Here is a 17,812-nt window from a genome sequence, read left to right as displayed (position 1 = left end):
TGTATTTCTATTGGAGGTAACAGTATGGGATTCTTAAATTTGCTAACAAAAAAAGACTCAATAAAAAATAAAATCGGGTACGAAATTATAAATGAAAAAGCGTTACATCGTAATACGTCGGTTACGGTCATAGTACCAGTATATAATGCTGAAAAATGGCTTCAACGGACCGTTGATTCAGTACTTTTACAAAACTTAGGTCGAGATAATATTACTTGCATACTTGTTGATGATCATTCGACTGATGGAAGCAAAAAGCTAATGAAAAAGTACTCGAATATGTATGAAAATGTTGTGAGCGTTTTTTTAGAACAAAATACAGGTACGCCTGCTCACCCAAGAAATTTAGGTGTGCATTTGGCCAATTCCGAATATGTTTTCTTTCTTGATGCTGATGATTGGTTGTATCCAACTGGTATAAAAACGTTATTTGATTTGTTGGAAGAAACAAACGCTAATTATGCCGTCGGAAAAACAATTGAAGTAAACTCTAAATCAGAAAAAGTAATTGGTCGATATGAATCGAGTCGAGAACGGAGAAATGTATCTCCATACTTGATTAAGCATTTCTTCTATCACTTAGGTCCAAGATCGAGAATGGTGCGTTTAAAGTTGATAAGGGATAATAATATCACATTCCCTGAAATGAAATTTGCAGAGGATAAACAGTTTTTTATCGATGTGATTATAGCAGCTGACACCGTATCAACTACTACGGAACCAGTCTATTATTTGAACCGCTTAGATGAAAATGATTCGCTCGTTAAACAAACCGATATTATGCAAAAAATGGATACAAATATAGCCGTATTAAAGCATGTGTTAAAGAAAAACCTACCTCCAGAGAAAGAAAAAAACATTGTTAATCGCATTATTGAATTTGACAGTATTACTCGTTTATTTGATCGAAATCACTTTGTGAAAAGCAAAAATAAACAAGCTTATTTTGATAAATTTCATAAAGTCATTTCAATTTTTACTGCTGCAAAACGTTCGTATTCGTTTGAAGAGACAATCATTAAGCCGATTAATAAACAATACTATCATTTTGCCATGAATCATGAATATGAAAAGCTAGTTTTATTGGCTAAGTGGTCTAAGAAAAACGGAGAAGTATCTTATCTGTCAAAGGATGGCTTATCATATAAACAGGCTCACCTTGAAGATGGAACAAAGCTTTTACTTCCAATAGAAGTTAAAGCAGAACTTCTTAAACAAGACATCGTAGCGAATGAGATTAAATTAGAAATACAAGTATTAAGCCACAGTGAAGTCAACGTGGAGTCCTGTATATTACAAAGCAGAGAATCGGCTATAGATACCTATAGATTCAAAGTGGATTTAAGCCAAAGTGGAAATGTGGTAAATGTGACAATTCCCTTAGAGAAGTTAAGTGAATTGGATGCAACAGGTTACCAGTTTCTACTTGGCTATAATGATTATGAAAAAACACTTGTCCAAAAAGATAATGAAGCAGAATTACGTGTGGAAATAGATTCTGAAAAACAATTAAAGCTCTATAAAACAATTAACGGCAATATCGGAGTTAAAATTTCTTGATTTTTCTCTAGAAGACTCTATTTGTATCCGATGAAGATAAGCTACTCAATAAAAAGTTTATAAGAAGGAAGGATAATAAAGAATAATGAAATCAGTCAAAAAAGCGATTATTCCAGCTGCTGGTCTGGGTACAAGGTTCTTACCTGCTACAAAAGCAATGCCAAAAGAAATGTTGCCGATTGTGGATAAACCAACAATTCAATATATTGTCGAAGAAGCAATTGAATCAGGTATTGAGGACATTATTATTGTCACTGGAAAAGGAAAACGTGCGATTGAAGATCATTTTGATCATGCGTTTGAATTAGAGCAAAACCTAGCCGAAAAAGAAAAATATGAATTGTTAGAAGCCGTTCAAAAAGCAGGGAAAGTAGATATTCATTACATCCGCCAGAAGGAGCCAAAAGGTCTTGGTCACGCGGTTTGGTGTGCCCGCAAGTTTATTGGTGATGAACCTTTTGCCGTTCTGCTTGGTGATGATATTGTGCAAAATGATAAACCTTGTTTGAAGCAACTAATTGAGCAATACGAAGAGAAAGAAGCGAGTATCATTGGTGTACAACAAGTGCCGCATGACACAACAAATCGATATGGTATTATTGATCCCACAACAAAAGAAGGTCGTTTGTATGGCGTGAGCCGCTTTGTAGAAAAGCCAAGAGTGGAGGAAGCACCTTCTAACTTGGCTATACTGGGACGCTATTTGCTGACACCTGCCATTTTCAAACATTTAGAGAAGCAAGAAACAGGAGCTGGTGGTGAAATTCAGCTAACAGATGCTATTCAAATGCTAAATGAAGAACAACAAGTTTTTGCATATGATTTTGAGGGCAAACGATATGATGTTGGAGAGAAGCTAGGGTTTGTCTTAACGACACTTGAATTTGCGATGCAAAGGGGAGATTTAAAACCTGCTTTAATTGAAAAAATGAAAGAGTATCTTGAACTTGAAGATATGGTTCGTAAATAAAAGATTAAATAAGTAAAGAAAAAAGCTAAGCAATCGCTTAGCTTTTTTTCTTATTTTATGAAAGTGACTCTGAAGAAAGCCAGCCTTCTACACCATTTACAATCACTTTGTAGAAATTGCCGTCTTTAGACACGATTTCTATTGTATCTCCTTTTTCTAATTCTTCTAGGTGAGTTGCCGTTAGGTCAGGACTAGATAGTAAGATTGCTTCTATCTCTAATTGTATTTCTTCTTTGGTGATAATCGAGTTTTCGTCTTCTTCAGCACTCTCATTCAATGAGTTGTTGTCAACAGAATTCTCGTTATCAAGAGAAACATCTTCACCTAGAGAGGAATCAGAATCTTGCTCATCCGCACCCTGGTTTTCAGAAGCGTCGTTATCAAGAGAAACATCTTCATCTAGAGAGGAATCAGAATCTTGCTCATCCGCACCCTGGTCTTCAGAAGCGTCGTCATCAAGAGAAACATCTTCATCTAGAGAGGAATCAGAATCTTGCTCATCTGCATCCTGGTCTTCAGAAGCGTCGTCATCAAGAGAAACATCTTCATCTAGAGAGGAATCAGAATCTTGCTCATCCACACCCTGGTCTTCAGAAGCGTCATTATCAAGAGAAACATCTTCATCTAGAGAGGAATCAGAATCTTGCTCATCTGCATCCTGGCCTTCAGAAGCGTCGTTATCAAGAGAAACATCTTCATCTAGAGAGGAATCAGAATCTTGCTCATCTGCATCCTGGTCTTCAGAAGCGTCCTTATCAAGAGAAACATCTTCCTCTAGAGAGGAATCAGAATCTTGCTCCTCCGCACCCTGGTCTTCAGAAGCGGCATTATCAAGAGACACATCTTCATCTAGAGAGGAATCAGAATCTTGCTCATCTGCATCCTGGCCTTCAGAAGCGTCGTTATCAAGAGAAACATCTTCATCTAGAGAGGAATCAGAATCTTGCTCATCTGCATCCTGGTTTTCAGAAGCGTCGTTATCAAGAGAAACATCTTCACCTAGAGAGGAATCAGAATCTTGCTCATCCGCACTCTGGTCTTCAGAAGCGTCGTTATCAAGAGAAACATCTTCATCTAGAGAGGAATCAGAATCTTGCTCATCTGCATTCTGGTCTTCAGAAGCGTCGTTATCAAGAGAAACATCTTCATCTAGAGAGGAATCAGAATCTTGCTCAGTAGACTTACGTTCTTCATTCTTATTATGACCCTCGTCTTGCTCTAGCTCTTCATCTTTTTGATTTTCAATTTTGGATAGTTCCGTTGCATCATCGGTCACTTTATTTGTATTTTCATTTTGATCAATGAAAGCTGCAAATGAAAAAGAACGACTCATTGCTTGAATGCTTTGTTTTTCTTTTAATAAGGTAACATATTGTGCGGAGACCCAACCGGTTTGTGAGCCAATCGTTACTTGGTACCAATCATTTTGCTTTTGATTAATTGTTAGTTCTTGGTCTTTGTTTAACGTTGTAACAATCCTATCTGAAGTACTAGGACCGGTTCGTAAATTTAACCGTGTTGTTGTCATACCAGATTTATTAATTGTTTCAGCTTTACTCGATGCCTTACCTGAATCACTTGATAAATTAATAAAGTCAGCAGAAACCCATCCCGTATGAGACCCGGCTTTAACTTGATACCAATTGCCTTCTTTTTTAAGAAGTTCCAGCTTTTGCCCAACAGGTAGCGTTGGAACGGTAGGGCGGCGTGTAGGGGACGCGGGGAGCACGCGGAGGTGGGCGGAGGAAGAGGCAGAGCCGATAGAAGAAGATCGCCCGACATTGCTTCCACCATTGCCGTCAGATTTAATAAAGTCAGCAGAAACCCATCCCGTATGAGACCCGGCTTTAACTTGATACCAATTGCCTTCTTTTTTAAGAAGTTCCAGCTTTTGCCCAACAGGTAGCGTTGTAATAATACGGTGGTTTGTGCCAGCCCCAGTGCGCAAGTTTAAGCGAGCAGTGGTAGTGGCAGAGCCGATAGAAGGAGATTGCCCGACATTGCTTCCACCATTGCCGTCAGATTTAATAAAGTCAGCAGAAACCCATCCCGTATGAGAACCGGCTTTAACTTGATACCAGTTGCCTTCCTTTTTAAGAAGTTCCAGCTTTTGCCCAACAGGTAGCGTTGTAATAATACGGTGGTTTGTGCCAGCCCCAGTGCGCAAGTTTAAGCGAGCAGTGGTAGTGGCAGAGCCGATAGAAGAAGATTGCCCGACATTGCTTCCACCATTGCCGTCAGATTTAATAAAGTCAGCAGAAACCCACCCCGTATGAGACCCGGCTTTAACTTGATACCAGTTGCCTTCTTTTTTAAGAAGTTCCAGCTTTTGCCCGACAGGTAGCGTTGTAACAATACGGTGGTTTGTGCCAGCCCCAGTGCGCAAGTTTAAGCGAGCAGTGGTAGTGGCAGAGCCGATAGAAGGATTTTGTTCAGCCTGATCATTGTCAGATGTAATTGTAATAAAGTCAGCAGAAACCCATCCGGTTTGAAAGCCAGTTTTGACTTGATACCAGTTGCCTTCTTTTTGTAGAATTTGCACAGTTTGTCCCAAGGAGAGGGTTGTCCGAATTGAACTAGATGTATTCGGTTGACTGCGTAAATTTAAACGAGCAGTTGTTTTTCCTTCAGCAATGGGCTTTTGAGAACCTTCGTCAACTTGATCTTCACTTTCAGGGTCTAATTTTAAATAATCCGCAGAGACAAATCCGTTAATTGAGCCCACTTTGACTTGATACCAATTCCCTTGCTTGGCAAGTAGTTCAACCTTGGTATTGGAATCTAGGGTTGTAATTACGGCATGATTTTGCCCTGGACCTGTGCGAACATTTAAACGAGCAGTTGTTGTCCCATATGTATTTGTGGGAAGTTGTTCCAGTTGTTCATTTTCTCCAGGTTCACCTGAAGGTTGACCCTTGTAAACTGGCACATCAAATGATAGTTGATAATCATTAACCAAACTATAAAGATTAGACATATGATGTGTTTGTTTTACAGCCCACCCTACATCAGTTGCGTATTGGTATGTAGCTGGATTAGCTGGATTCCAACGCATCTTATAAAGGGTGTTTTGCCCACGAGCCATATAACTGTTGGAAACAAATTTTGCGCCTCCAATAATTGCATCTTCAGGTGTAAACCAACCTTGATTATAGGCGTATTGAGCACCCATACGGACTGCATCGCCATCAAATGCGCCGATACCATACATGTTATAAACTGTTTTTCCGTTTACTTGAACGCCTTTTGCAAGACTGGATGTACCATTTCCAGTTTCTAATAGCGCATGAGAAATTAAGTAAATCTCATTTACACCATATAGCTTACTAGCAGAAATAAAGGCTTGTCCTTGTCCTGATAAAGTACCTTTACCAGCTAGAAGCTGATTATTAATCGTACTCGCTCCAAGCCCCGCACTTGATTGTAAATCCAAGAACTGCAAATAAGATGAAGTACCTTGGGAAAAGTTTGTTGGATTCATATAATAAGCAACATCTGAACGACTTGCATTTTGCCAACGGCCACTCTTGTCCGTCTGAGGAGGAGCGGATGAATTCATTTGACGATTAACAGCTGTATCAAACGACACGTCGTAGTGTGTTTCTTTTACAACAACTGAGCTAGCATATGCAGATTGTAGTGGAAAAGCTGAAGCGATGATTGTAAGTGCTGAAGCAGAGCTACCAGCAATTAATAATTTCTTTTGTATGGGAAACACCTCCAATTAGTAAAAATCCCTCAATTAATAGTATCGAACAACTAGTTTCATAATTTAATAGGGTTAAGACATTTTCTCATATTTTGTTGTGAAAACACAACTTTTATACGCAAAAACCCCCAAATTTCGCCAATGGGGGTTTTTACTTACTGTTGAACAGTAGTTGATGGATTTTCATTTATTTCAAGATGGTTTTTTAATGTATTCTGTAACTCAATTAATTCAGGTTCATCAATGTCTTCATACCAAATGCTCGCTCCATTAATGTCTGGACGACGAGTGCCAGAGGTTTGAAGTTGGTTCCTTTCAATTGAATTAATTGATGAAGCATAACCGTGAAGAGAAACGATGTTACCAAAGGTTAAATCCATTTGAATGTTATTCCCAACAGCATTAAAGACATCGTTAAACCGTGTGATACTAGAAAAAGATGCTGCACGATCAATAATAGCTTCAATTATTTGCTGTTGTCGGATGCCACGTCCCTTGTCGCCACCACTAGCAGATGATTTTCTTTCTCTAGCGTAGGCTAAGGCTTTTTCGCCATCCATTTTAGTTGGTCCTTCAGTAAAAGTAAAATCAACATTACGGCTTTTTTCTTTAAAATCAAACTCATATGTTACATCGACTTCTATTCCATCAAGAGCATCAATTATTTCAACTAAACCATCGAATCGGACTAACGCATAATGATCAATAGGAATGTCTAGTAGATTCTCGACCGTGTCTATTGTCATATCGATTTCTCCAAAAGCGTGGGCATGGTTAATTTTATCGTAATAACCGCCCCCTCGATAACCAATTATTTCTGTATACGTATCACGAGGGATACTAGTGAGCATAATCGAACGTTTGTCTTTATTAAACGTTGCTACTAGCATTGTATCTGTACGCTCAACTCCATCGCCTTCACGAAAGTCGCTACCAAGTAACAACATCGAAAAATTATCTTTTCCGACATCAACAGGTTCCACTCGAAGTTCCGATTTATTCCCACGATCAAGTCCTTGGAAAGAGCCAGATGCCGTTTCATCTAATTGGTTTAAAATATACCATGCACCAGTTCCAGTGGCTAATAGTGCAATGAGTGCAGTGATTAATGTAACTTTTAAGATCAATCTCGTTCGTCTTTTTTTGCGGCGACGTTTTCTTGAGTCTTCCTTCATACGTCTATCCCTCATTTCACAATAAATAAAATAATAAGCATAAATCGACATAACCAAGTAGTTCAACTACGAATTATATCATACATTCATTGAAAAGATAGAGGTTCCGATTTGAAAAACTATGTTACAAGTTCTCACATAGAAATTGTTATTCCCTTAGAAAAGCTACAAACATACTATGTGGGATGGATAGAAAACATTAATATAATGAGTCTAATAAGTATTCCTGTGAGATCGTACAATTTAATTTAAAGCTGGAAAAATAAACGTTGCTTATAACAATAGTACCCTTTAAAAGGCCGTTCTAAGTATAATACTTCTGAAAAAGGGTTGCGTTATTAAGTTTGATAAGCTAATCATTAACTTACTTAATCATTATGTCATGATAATGTAATTACATAAAAGAGATTTGAAATTTCAAACTATTTATTACATAAATTGAGAGATTTATCAAAACTTTTTGTTGCTTTCTGAAAATGATTCTTTTATACTAGCAGTATCATTTACGAAATTAACAGTTAATTCTATTATTTTTACTAAATTCGTAATAAAATTGTGACCTGGTTGGGAAATAAGAGAGTGATCAAATGGAAAAATTAGACGAATTGGATTTTTTAATCTTAGGTATTTTTCAAAAAGATGGAAAATGTTCCTACAGTGAAGTTGCACGAAACCTCAACGTGAGTGAAGGAACCGTTCGGCAACGTACGAAAAAAATGCGTACAAATGAAGTTTTTGACTTCATGATTTGTATTAATCCTGAAAAGCTAGGCCTATCTGTAAAAGCTATTATTAGTTTGAATACAAAGTTGGGAAAACAAGATCAAGTAGGAAAATGGTTAGCCTCTTTTAATGAGATTCATGAAGTTTCATCGTTTTCGGGCTATCATGATTTAATGATTCAAGCATATTTTAAAGATAATGAAGCACTTGTACAATTCGTGAACAACGATTTGGCACGTTCAGATGGAATTGCTGCAATCGATGTTAGCATTCAATTAATGGAGTATAAGAATTCTTTTTCTTATTTATTATCTAATAAAAGTGGTAAAACAACTATTTGAATTTATTGAACAAATTAAAATTCTTTTTAAGGAGAAAATAAAGTTAATGCAAAATCAGATGGATAGCCCGTTGCTAGAAATTAAAGACTTACAAGCAGGCTTTGTGATTAAAGGGAAATATCATAATGCTGTTAATGGAGTTAATTTCAAGATACGTCGAAAAGAAGTCGTGTGCATTGTTGGAGAGTCAGGGTGCGGTAAAAGCGTTATGTCATTATCAGTAATGAAGTTATTACCAAAAATGAATGCAAAAATTGCTTCAGGCGAGGTTATATTTCAAGGCAAAGACCTTGCGACGAAATCGGTTAATGAAATGAACAAAATTCGAGGAAAAGAACTATCAATGATCTTTCAAGAGCCGATGACAGCGTTAAATCCAGTTTTCACAATCGGTTCTCATTTGGCAGAAGCTATTTCCAATCATGAAACTGATTCAAAGCAAAATATTAAAAAACGTTCCATTGATTTATTAAGATTAGTGAATATTCCTAGACCGGAAAAAATCATTAATGAATACCCACACCAACTCTCTGGAGGAATGCGTCAGAGAGTAATGATAGCTATTGCGATTGCCCTTAATCCGAACTTATTAATAGCGGATGAACCTACAACAGCACTCGATGTAACTGTACAAGCGCAGATCTTGGATTTACTAAAAGACATTCAGGAAAAAGTGGGAATGGCAATAATGCTAATTACTCACGACCTAGGCGTAGTTGCGGAGATGGCTGATCGTGTTGTAGTTATGTATGCAGGTGAAGTGGTTGAGGAAGCAGAAGTAGTAGATTTATTCTACCACCCTAAACATCCATATACCGAGTCTCTGCTTAATAGTGTTCCGAAAATGGATGAAGATCTTGAGCAATTAAATACGATTAAAGGTATAGTGCCTCCAATTGATAAGATGCCAGAGGTTGGCTGTCGATTTGTTGATCGCTGCCCAAAGTCATTTGAAGATTGTCATTCAATTACCCCTCAATTAAAAGAAGTGAGAGCAAATCATACGGCCCAATGCTTGTTGTATGAAGAGTGTTACCCGACAAAAGTGAGTGGGGCTAAGGAGGGCGTAAAACAATGAACGAAATAGTAGAAATGAACAAAAAAACATCAGATGACTCAAAAATTTTATTGGAAATAAAAAATTTGAAAAAGTATTATCCCGTTACAGCTGGTTTCTTTAAACGGAAGGTTGGCGATGTGAAGGCTGTTGATGATATCAGCTTTGATTTAAATTATGGAGAAACGTTTGGCCTTGTTGGTGAATCTGGATGTGGTAAATCGACAGCAGGGCGAACAATCTTAAGGCTTAATGAAGTATCGGAAGGACAGATTATTTTTGAAGGTAAGGATATTACTAATTTGAAAGGGAATGCACTGCGAAAAGCGAGAAAAGGATTTCAAATGGTATTTCAAGATCCTTATTCTTCGTTAAATATAAAAATGATGGTGGGTCATATTGTGGATGAACCACTCAGGAATTATACCGGAAAATCCCATAAGCAGTTAGAAAATGAAGTTAAAGAGTTAATCGTACGAGTTGGACTTAGAGAAGAAGATTATTATAAATACCCGCACGAATTTTCAGGAGGCCAACGACAAAGGATCGGGATAGCTCGAGCGCTTGCGTTAAATCCTAAACTAATTATTGCGGATGAACCAGTCAGCGCATTAGATGTTTCGATTCAATCCCAAGTTTTAAATCTATTAAAAAGCTTACAAAAAGAATTTAACTTAACGTTTTTATTCATTGCTCATGATCTAAGTGTCGTCAAGCATATGAGCGACCGAATTGGTGTTATGTACTTAGGTCATCTTGTAGAAGTCTCTGACAAGGATAAACTTTATAAAGAGCCATTACACCCGTATACAAAAGCATTAATGTCGGCTATACCAGAACCTGACCCGTTAAAAAAGAAAGAACGAATGATTATTCAAGGAGATGTACCAAGCCCTCAAAATCCACCTTCAGGCTGTGTATTTCACACACGTTGCCCAATGGCTATGCCAGAATGTAAAACGACTGTTCCTCATTTAAAGGAGGTGAGGCCAAATCATAGGGTCGCATGTCTTTTATATGATGAATAACGTACGAATGAAAACTAAATAGGGGGGATTTAAATTGAAAAAATATTATGCAATGGCTTCAGTGTTTGCATTATCAGCTTTTTTAGTAGGATGTAATAGCGGGGATGATACTAACGGAGAAGGATCAGACAACGGTACAGATGGAGCGAGTGAAGGGACGAGCGAATCTGGTTATGATGAAAATGCGAGCATTACATATGCTGTTGATAATGCTCCACAAGGCATGTATATGCCTGGTTATACAACTAGTGCTACTGATAGTCAAATTAATGATTTTATTCACGTATCTTTCTTCGAGGCAAACCCGGAATTACAATTTGAGCCTCGTTTAGCTGAATGGGAAACAGAAGATAACCAACATTATACATTCACTATTCAAGAAGGCGTAAAATGGCATAATGGTGAAGAATTAACAGCAAATGACTGGAAATTTGCGATTGAAGTGCTTGCTGATCCTGATTATACAGGAGAGCGTTATAGCTATGTTTCAGGAATAGAAGGTGCAGAAGAACGTAAAGCCGGTGATGCAGACGAAGTTTCCGGTTTTGAAGTCATTGATGAATACACAGTTGAAGTAACATTCTCTGATGCGCGTGTAAATAACTTAGAGAACCTCTGGCCAGACCCTATGCCAAAAGCAGAGCTAGAAGATATTGCAATTGCTGATTTAGAAGACGCCCCTGAATTACGTGAACATCCAGTTGGTTTAGGACCATTTAAAGTTGCGAATATTGTCGCGGGTGAAAGCTTAACATTAGAACGTTTTGATGATTATTACGATGAAACGGCTAAAATAGCCGAAGTTGTTGTTCGTGTTGTTGACCCATCAATTTCAATTGGCGCGCTACAAAATGGCGAAGTGGATTTCATGGAAGTGCGTCCAGACGATGTGCCAGATTTAGAGTCACAGGATCATCTTGAAGTCATTGATCATCCAGGATTAGGTTATTCATATATTGGTTTCCGTTTTGGTCACCGTGATGAAGAAGCGAGCGAAAACAATGCTGATTTTGATAAATTTGAAGATGTACGTTTACGTCAAGCAATGTTTTATGCACTTGACCGCGAATCTCTTATTAATGCGTACCTAGGTGGTTATGCTACACCAGTAAATACTCCAGTTCCAACATCACATTGGATTGCAGCACCAGAGTCAGAATTAACACAGTATAATTATGATGTTGAGAAAGCAGAAGAGCTTCTTGACGAAGCTGGTTACGTTGATACTGATGGTGATGGATTCCGAGAAGATCCAGACGGTGAAGAATTTACGATTAGTTTTGGTCATTATGAAGGTCCTGCTGCTTTTGAAGGACGGACACAAGCAATTATGCAAGCCTGGAACGATATTGGTTTAAGAACAGAACTTGCTACAGGCGGTTTAGTCGAATTTAACACGTTTAATGAAATGAAGCGCAACGATGACGAAGCGTTGGAAACGTTCTTTGGTGCGTGGGTTACAGGTACTGATCCTGATCCATCAAATCTTTGGGGAAGCAATGCTGAATGGAACTATGGCCGTTGGGTAAATGAGGAATCCGATGAGCTCTTAGCAGATGCGCTAAGTGAAGCTTCATTTGATGAAGACTACCGCCGTGATGTTTATATTGAGTGGCAACAGTTATTTAATGAAGAGCTTCCAGGTTTACCTGTGTGGGAAAATGTAGATCTTTATGCGAAAAATACTCGTGTAGAAGGTGTAACTATTGATGTGCGTGGTGGCGTTAATAATCCAAATGAATGGTATGTCGCCCAATAATATGATTATTTTTGGATAAGGAGATTTTGGCATGATTACTTTTGCTTTGCGTCGCGTTCTCGCGATGATTCCATTGCTGATCCTTATCTCCGTTACGGTGTTCACCCTGGCTAAATTAATGCCAGGGGATCCCTTTTCGGGAGAAATTGATCCGAATAATACAAACCCGCAATATATTGCTGAACAGCGGGAAGCATTAGGGCTTAATGATCCAATTATAGTCCAGTATGGCCGCTGGATTTCGAATCTAGCCCAAGGTGAGTTTGGAAGATCAACAACTTATAAAAAGCCCGTGACTGATGTTATTGTGGAGAGACTGCCAAACACGATTTTCTTAGCAATTAATGCACTACTTATTACGTACATAATTGCATTTGTTCTAGGAATTTATTCAGGTCGAAAACCGCACACATTAGGCGATAATTTCATCGCGACGTTTAACTATGTTGGCATAGCAATACCGCAATACATCGTAGCCATTGTAGCAATTTATACGTTATCGTTTAATTTAGGCTGGTTTCCATCAAGTGGTTCATCCTCTCCTAATCTAGAAGCAGGATCATTTGATTACTGGATTGATCGTATACATCGAGTTATTTTGCCAGCCTTTTCGTTAGGCTTGTTATCGACAGCGTCGTACACGCAGTTTTTGCGTAATGATATTATTCAAAATGCACAAAAAGATTTTGTGCGTAGTGCGCGAGCGCGGGGCACAAAAGAATCAAAAATATACAATAAACACATTTTACGGAATTCTGTTATTCCATTAATAACGTTTCTTGGGTTTGATATCGCGACCCTAATTTCAGGAGCTATTATTACGGAAACTATTTTTACTTACCCTGGCATTGGTATGCTCTTTATAGAATCGATCAATACAAGGGACTACGCAGTTCTAATGTCATTAACGATGATATTTGCGTTATTAACATTAGTTGGTAATTTAATTGCTGATGTGCTTTATGGCGTAGTAGATCCAAGGATTCGTTATTAAGGAGGTAAAAGAATGCAACCAGCTACGGGTCATACAAAACCTGCTATAGAAATAAAAAAATCAAAGTTTGATTCAACATGGACGATTGCTCGGAAAAAGTTCTTTAAACGTAAGTTAGCAGTAATTGGTTTGTGTTACATGATTTTTATTATAGTATTATCTTTTATTGGTCCACTATTTTTGACAAATCATGATATTACTAGAGTTGATTTAGCAAATATCAATTTAGAACCATCAAATGAACATTGGTTAGGAACAGATCGAAATGGCCGAGACGTGTTTACACGCTTAATTCATGGAGGTCAAGTGTCCTTGCAAATCGGACTCACTGCTACTGTGGTTGCGAGTATAATTGGTACAACAATTGGACTCGTTGCTGGATATTACGGTAAATTTGTCGATAATGTATTAATGCGTTTTACAGAATTTGTGCAAATTATGCCTTTTATGGTCTTTATTATTGTGTTAAATGTTGTTCTTATTGGTCTTGTTGGTGGAGGTATAGGCATTTGGGGCTTAATCATTGTATTTAGTATTATGAGTTGGACCGGGATGGCAAGAATTGTGCGAAGCAAAGTATTATCGGAAAAAGAGACGGAGTACATTCTTGCTGCCGAATCCATTGGGACCAGGTCAAGTTCTATTATTTTTCGCCATCTGTTTCCAAACGTTATGACAGTGGCAATTGTTCAAGCAACGCTTTTGTTAGCTGTATTAATTGTTGCTGAATCTGGCTTAAGTTTCCTTGGTGTTGGTGTGCCAATGGAAATTCCAAGTTGGGGTAACATGCTGATTGAAGCAAGGCAAACGGACGTTTTGCAAAACCGTCCATGGATATGGATGCCCGCTGCAGTTTTGATATCATTGACGATTTTATCTATTAATTTCGTAGGCGAAGGAATAAAAGATGCATTTGACCCAAAAACAAATTAGAATTTGAACCCAGATGAAGAAGTACTTCACTGGGTTTTTAAAATAAGTAATTCTAAGAAATTAATTTGCTAGTTGGGAAATATGTTCCTTAAGAAGATGAGCTGCATATTTATACCCGTACAAATAGAAATAGAAATAGAAAAAGAAAGTAGAGTAATGTGTCTACTTTCTTTTTCTCATTAGAATTGCTTCTCTATCTTCGGTAAACGCCAACCGTAGCGAACAGTCATCATTCTAAGCACGATAATTAGTACAAATAAAATGTATTGTGCAATTGGATGAGAAAAACCAATCCCTATTAAAAGACCTCCGAGTAAAGCCCAACCTGCATAAATATCGCTATGAAGCACCATTGGCTTGCGTCCAGCAAGTACGTCTCGCAACATGCCTCCTCCAACTCCCGTTAATACGGCAGCAATCATCATCGCAAAAATTGATTCATTTGCTGTTTGAGCAAATAATGCCCCTTGGATGGCAAATGCAGACAAACCGACTGCATCAAAAAAGATTCCCCATTTGTTCCATAATCTAAACCAAGAAGATGGAACAATAAAAAGAAGACTAATTAAAACGAATGTAATTAAGAAGAGGGTTGTTTGCGTCCAAAAGGCTGCAACTGGAATGCCAATAACTAGGTTTCGAATCATACCGCCTCCAAATGCAGTAATAAAACCTAATGTATAGACGCCAAATAAGTCATATTTTTCTTCGAATGCGACAAGGGCACCAGAAAGAGCGAATGCAATTGTACCGATGATCGTAAATATTTCCCAAGTATCCACGTGTTTCTCCTTCACTTCTAGCTTTTGCATTATGATAAAATAGAGGTGCTTGTCTATTTTAACGGAAAAGGTAGTGCGTTGCATGAAAAAAATCATTGTAATAGGAGTTGAGGCCTTTCTCGATCATTCGACAAACCCAACAGAATGATCGCAAAGCAATTGGATGGGCAAATCATGAATGAAGCATTTATTCGATCCATTGTACTACCAGTTGCTTTTGAGAGGGCAGTAAACCCATTAATTCAAGAAATTGAAAAAGAGACGCCCTATTGGGTCTTGCGGCAGGAAGAAAAGGCATAACGACGGAGCGTGTAGCGATTAATTTGATGGATGGGGAGAAAGACAATGACGGAAATTTAAAAGAAGACGAACCAATCGATCCTTCCGGCCCTGCCGCTTATTTTTCAACATTACCACTTCGAGAAATTGTTGCAGTAGCAACCTTTATTGGATGCTCGTTTTCAATATCAAATACAGCCGGCACGTATGTATGTAATTGTTTGATGTATAGTGTGTTGCGTTATCTTGATAAAAATGGCCTTTCCATTCCAGCTGGATTTATTCATGTTCCTTATAGCAAGGAAATGAATGTTGACAATCAGCCAGCGGTTTCAGAGGAGATGCTTTTAGAAGGGATTAAAAAAATCATTAACTGTGTTGCAGAATTAAGTTAATCAGAATTGTGTTCTAAATAAATAGGCTCACCAATTTCGATGCTTCCCTGGCCATTTGTGAGTTCAGTTATCCATGAAATAAAGGCTTCATGCTCAGTCTGCTTAACATAAGTATGTAGTGAAACATTATCTAGGTAGTCAATCTTCTTTAATTGATAAGAAGATTGTCGTATTTCATTTTCAATTTTCCCAAGCCATGTGTAGTCCACAACTGTTTTAATTGTGTTATACAGTGTACGGTTGACAATTCCGACATTGTTTAACCCTTCACTTACTGCACTGCCATAAGCACGTATCAAACCACCTGCACCTAATTTTATGCCTCCGAAGTAGCGTGTCACAACGACAGTTGTATCTTTTAACTGACGTTTTTTTAGAACTTCAAGCATGGGTACACCAGCTGTACCACTAGGTTCGCCGTCATCATTTGCTTTTTGTACTAAATCGTTTTCACCAATTAAGTAGGCAGAACAATTGTGCGTTGCATTCCAATGTTTTTTCTTTATCATGTCAATAAAAGATAGTGCTTCTTCTTCTGTCTCAGTCCTTTTTAAATGGGCGATAAAACGTGATTTTTGAATGATAATCTCATGTTCTCCCATTTGTTTAATAGACTTATATTCCTGTAACATTGGGACCTCCTAATAATGAGTGAGCTTGTCTTTTTTCATATTTTTACATATTCGCGAAACCACGATGTAACACAGGTCTGTTAGTATAATCGGTATTCTTAAGTCTTAAAAAAAGCTTGAGATGATTCGTTTGATCTCAATTACTTTCTTCATCATATGGTGTAAGATAAGAATAGCGGAAAGCCATCTAAAAATAAAGCAATCATGCTTTTGGCGGAGGTCCCAGTTTTGCCTACCTTAATAATGGGTTGGCCGTCGTAGGGAGGCTTTGCTATTCCAATCAGATATTATTTTAGAGTGACTTGTTCCGTAAGTGATGGAAAAGTGAGGAGTTTTAATGGAAGAAGTAACTATGCTTAATCATATTATTACGCAAACTCTTGACTCAGTTGGGACAAGCCGTGAAAAAATCTTTGAAATTGGTGAAAGATCCCGCAGTGAACATGAATATTTAAATCAGGAACTTTTACAAATCAAAGCTAAAGTATCTCAAGTAATTAAAGATGTTGATGAGTCTGCCCTAAAAGCAAAACATGCAAGGAATCGACTAGCTCAAGTAAGCAAAGAGTTTGCAAATTACACAAGTGAAGAAGTCCGTTCTGCATATGAACAAGCAAGTGAATACCAAGTACAGATGGCTGTACTGCAGCAAGAAGAGGTTCAGCTTAGAACTAGAAGAGATGATATAGAGCGACGATTAAAAAATCTTCAAGACACGATTAATCGAGCAGAACAATTATCGGTTCAAATGTCAGTTGTATTCGATTTTCTTTCTAGTGATTTAAAGCAAGTTGGCGAGTATATTAAGGATGCCAAGGAAAAACAGAACTTTGGTTTGAAAATAATAGAAGCGCAAGAAGAAGAACGTCGGCGACTTTCCCGGGAAATTCACGATGGTCCAGCGCAGATGATGGCAAATGTTATGCTCCATTCGGAGTTGATTGAACGGATTTATCAAGAAAAAGGAATTGAAGAGGCTTTAAAAGAAATTAGGGGTTTACGTAAAATGGTTCGTTCTTCGTTAGCTGAAGTTCGTCGCATTATTTATGACTTGCGACCAATGGCACTAGATGACTTAGGTTTAATTCCTACACTTCGAAAATACTTAGAGAACGTCGAAGAACGTTTTGCTATAACTGTGACATTCAAACATTTTGGTGTTGAGAAACGACTAGCTCAACATTTTGAAATTGCCTTATTCCGGCTCGTTCAAGAAGCTGTGCAAAACGCAACTAAGCATGCCGAACCAGCAGAAATCATTGTAAAGATTGAATTAAAACCAAACAATGTAACACTCGTGATAAAAGATGATGGCAGAGGTTTTGATCCGTCAAAACGAAATGAATCATCTTTCGGGATTATCGGTATGAAAGAGCGTGTGAATATGTTGAATGGCGTCATTACTATTCAATCAAAGCCGCAGCAAGGGGCCATCATTTTAATACAATTACCGATATCCAATAACTAAAAAAGAT

Annotated in this window: 13 protein-coding genes and 2 pseudogenes; 10 read left to right on the top strand and 5 right to left on the bottom strand. The window is 37.9% G+C overall.

Going from position 1 to position 17,812, the window contains the following annotated elements:
• Positions 1–24 precede the first annotated feature (24 nt).
• Both BK584_RS08715 and galU read left to right on the top strand, forming a co-directional pair.
• Positions 25–1,560 carry a glycosyltransferase family 2 protein gene (locus BK584_RS08715; RefSeq protein WP_078392245.1) on the top strand — a complete coding sequence of 512 codons (1,536 nt, stop codon included), beginning with the start codon at positions 25–27 and terminating at the stop codon, positions 1,558–1,560.
• Positions 1,561–1,645: 85 nt separating this feature from the next.
• The gene (galU, locus tag BK584_RS08710; RefSeq protein WP_078392244.1) at positions 1,646–2,530 is read left to right on the top strand and encodes a UTP--glucose-1-phosphate uridylyltransferase GalU; all 885 of its coding nucleotides are present in this window, start codon (positions 1,646–1,648) and stop codon (positions 2,528–2,530) included.
• A 55-nt stretch (positions 2,531–2,585) separates the two neighbouring features.
• Here the strand turns inward: galU and BK584_RS08705 are convergent, their stop codons facing one another.
• The 3 genes and pseudogenes from BK584_RS08705 to BK584_RS08700 all read right to left on the bottom strand — a co-directional run bounded on the left by BK584_RS08705 (position 2,586) and on the right by BK584_RS08700 (position 7,414).
• A complete protein-coding gene (locus BK584_RS08705; protein ID WP_245808990.1) occupies positions 2,586–5,459 on the bottom strand; it encodes an SH3 domain-containing protein in 2,874 nt (957 codons plus the stop codon).
• Positions 5,448–6,047, bottom strand: a pseudogene (locus BK584_RS25775) (N-acetylglucosaminidase); the annotation flags it as partial. The gene BK584_RS08705 and the pseudogene BK584_RS25775, both read right to left, overlap by 12 nt.
• Positions 6,048–6,394: 347 nt before the next feature.
• Positions 6,395–7,414, bottom strand: coding sequence for an LCP family glycopolymer transferase (locus BK584_RS08700; protein ID WP_169871145.1), 1,020 nt, complete (start codon positions 7,412–7,414; stop codon positions 6,395–6,397).
• 587 nt (positions 7,415–8,001) lie between these two features.
• Here BK584_RS08700 and BK584_RS08695 point away from each other — a divergent pair.
• The 6 genes from BK584_RS08695 to opp4C are packed head-to-tail and all read left to right on the top strand — an operon-like array spanning position 8,002 to position 14,249.
• Positions 8,002–8,478: an Lrp/AsnC family transcriptional regulator gene (locus tag BK584_RS08695; RefSeq protein ID WP_078392241.1), complete on the top strand. Its 477-nt coding sequence runs from the start codon at positions 8,002–8,004 to the stop codon at positions 8,476–8,478.
• A 46-nt stretch (positions 8,479–8,524) separates the two neighbouring features.
• Complete coding sequence (locus BK584_RS08690; protein WP_078392240.1) at positions 8,525–9,556, top strand: ABC transporter ATP-binding protein; 1,032 nt, start codon at positions 8,525–8,527, stop codon at positions 9,554–9,556.
• A 14-nt stretch (positions 9,557–9,570) separates the two neighbouring features.
• On the top strand, positions 9,571–10,563 hold the full coding sequence (locus BK584_RS08685) for an ABC transporter ATP-binding protein (protein WP_078395482.1): 993 nt from the start codon (positions 9,571–9,573) through the stop codon (positions 10,561–10,563).
• Between the two features lie 34 nt (positions 10,564–10,597).
• Positions 10,598–12,322, top strand: coding sequence for an oligopeptide ABC transporter substrate-binding protein (gene opp4A / locus BK584_RS08680; RefSeq protein ID WP_245808818.1), 1,725 nt, complete (start codon positions 10,598–10,600; stop codon positions 12,320–12,322).
• 31 nt (positions 12,323–12,353) lie between these two features.
• Positions 12,354–13,316, top strand: coding sequence for an oligopeptide ABC transporter permease (opp4B, locus tag BK584_RS08675; RefSeq protein WP_078392239.1), 963 nt, complete (start codon positions 12,354–12,356; stop codon positions 13,314–13,316).
• A gap of 12 nt (positions 13,317–13,328) precedes the next feature.
• The gene (gene opp4C, locus BK584_RS08670) at positions 13,329–14,249 is read left to right on the top strand and encodes an oligopeptide ABC transporter permease (RefSeq protein ID WP_078392238.1); all 921 of its coding nucleotides are present in this window, start codon (positions 13,329–13,331) and stop codon (positions 14,247–14,249) included.
• 179 nt (positions 14,250–14,428) lie between these two features.
• Here the strand turns inward: opp4C and BK584_RS08665 are convergent, their stop codons facing one another.
• Positions 14,429–15,031: a trimeric intracellular cation channel family protein gene (locus BK584_RS08665; protein ID WP_245808817.1), complete on the bottom strand. Its 603-nt coding sequence runs from the start codon at positions 15,029–15,031 to the stop codon at positions 14,429–14,431.
• 144 nt (positions 15,032–15,175) lie between these two features.
• On the opposite strand from BK584_RS08665, the pseudogene BK584_RS08660 reads away from it, so the two are divergent.
• Positions 15,176–15,705, top strand: a pseudogene (locus BK584_RS08660) (pyroglutamyl-peptidase I).
• Here the strand turns inward: BK584_RS08660 and BK584_RS08655 are convergent.
• A complete protein-coding gene (locus BK584_RS08655) occupies positions 15,702–16,337 on the bottom strand; it encodes a YigZ family protein (RefSeq protein WP_078392236.1) in 636 nt (211 codons plus the stop codon). The pseudogene BK584_RS08660 and the gene BK584_RS08655 sit on opposite strands and share 4 nt — an antisense overlap.
• 337 nt (positions 16,338–16,674) lie before the next feature.
• Between BK584_RS08655 and BK584_RS08650 the strand changes: the two genes are divergently transcribed.
• On the top strand, positions 16,675–17,805 hold the full coding sequence (locus BK584_RS08650; protein ID WP_078392235.1) for a sensor histidine kinase: 1,131 nt from the start codon (positions 16,675–16,677) through the stop codon (positions 17,803–17,805).
• The last annotated feature ends 7 nt before the right edge of the window (positions 17,806–17,812 follow it).

It is taken from the genome of Shouchella patagoniensis (assembly GCF_002019705.1).
Classification (GTDB): Bacteria; Bacillota; Bacilli; order Bacillales; family Bacillaceae_D; genus Shouchella; species Shouchella patagoniensis.
Note: the sequence above shows the minus strand (reverse complement) of the source record. Positions and strands in the feature narration are given on the sequence as shown.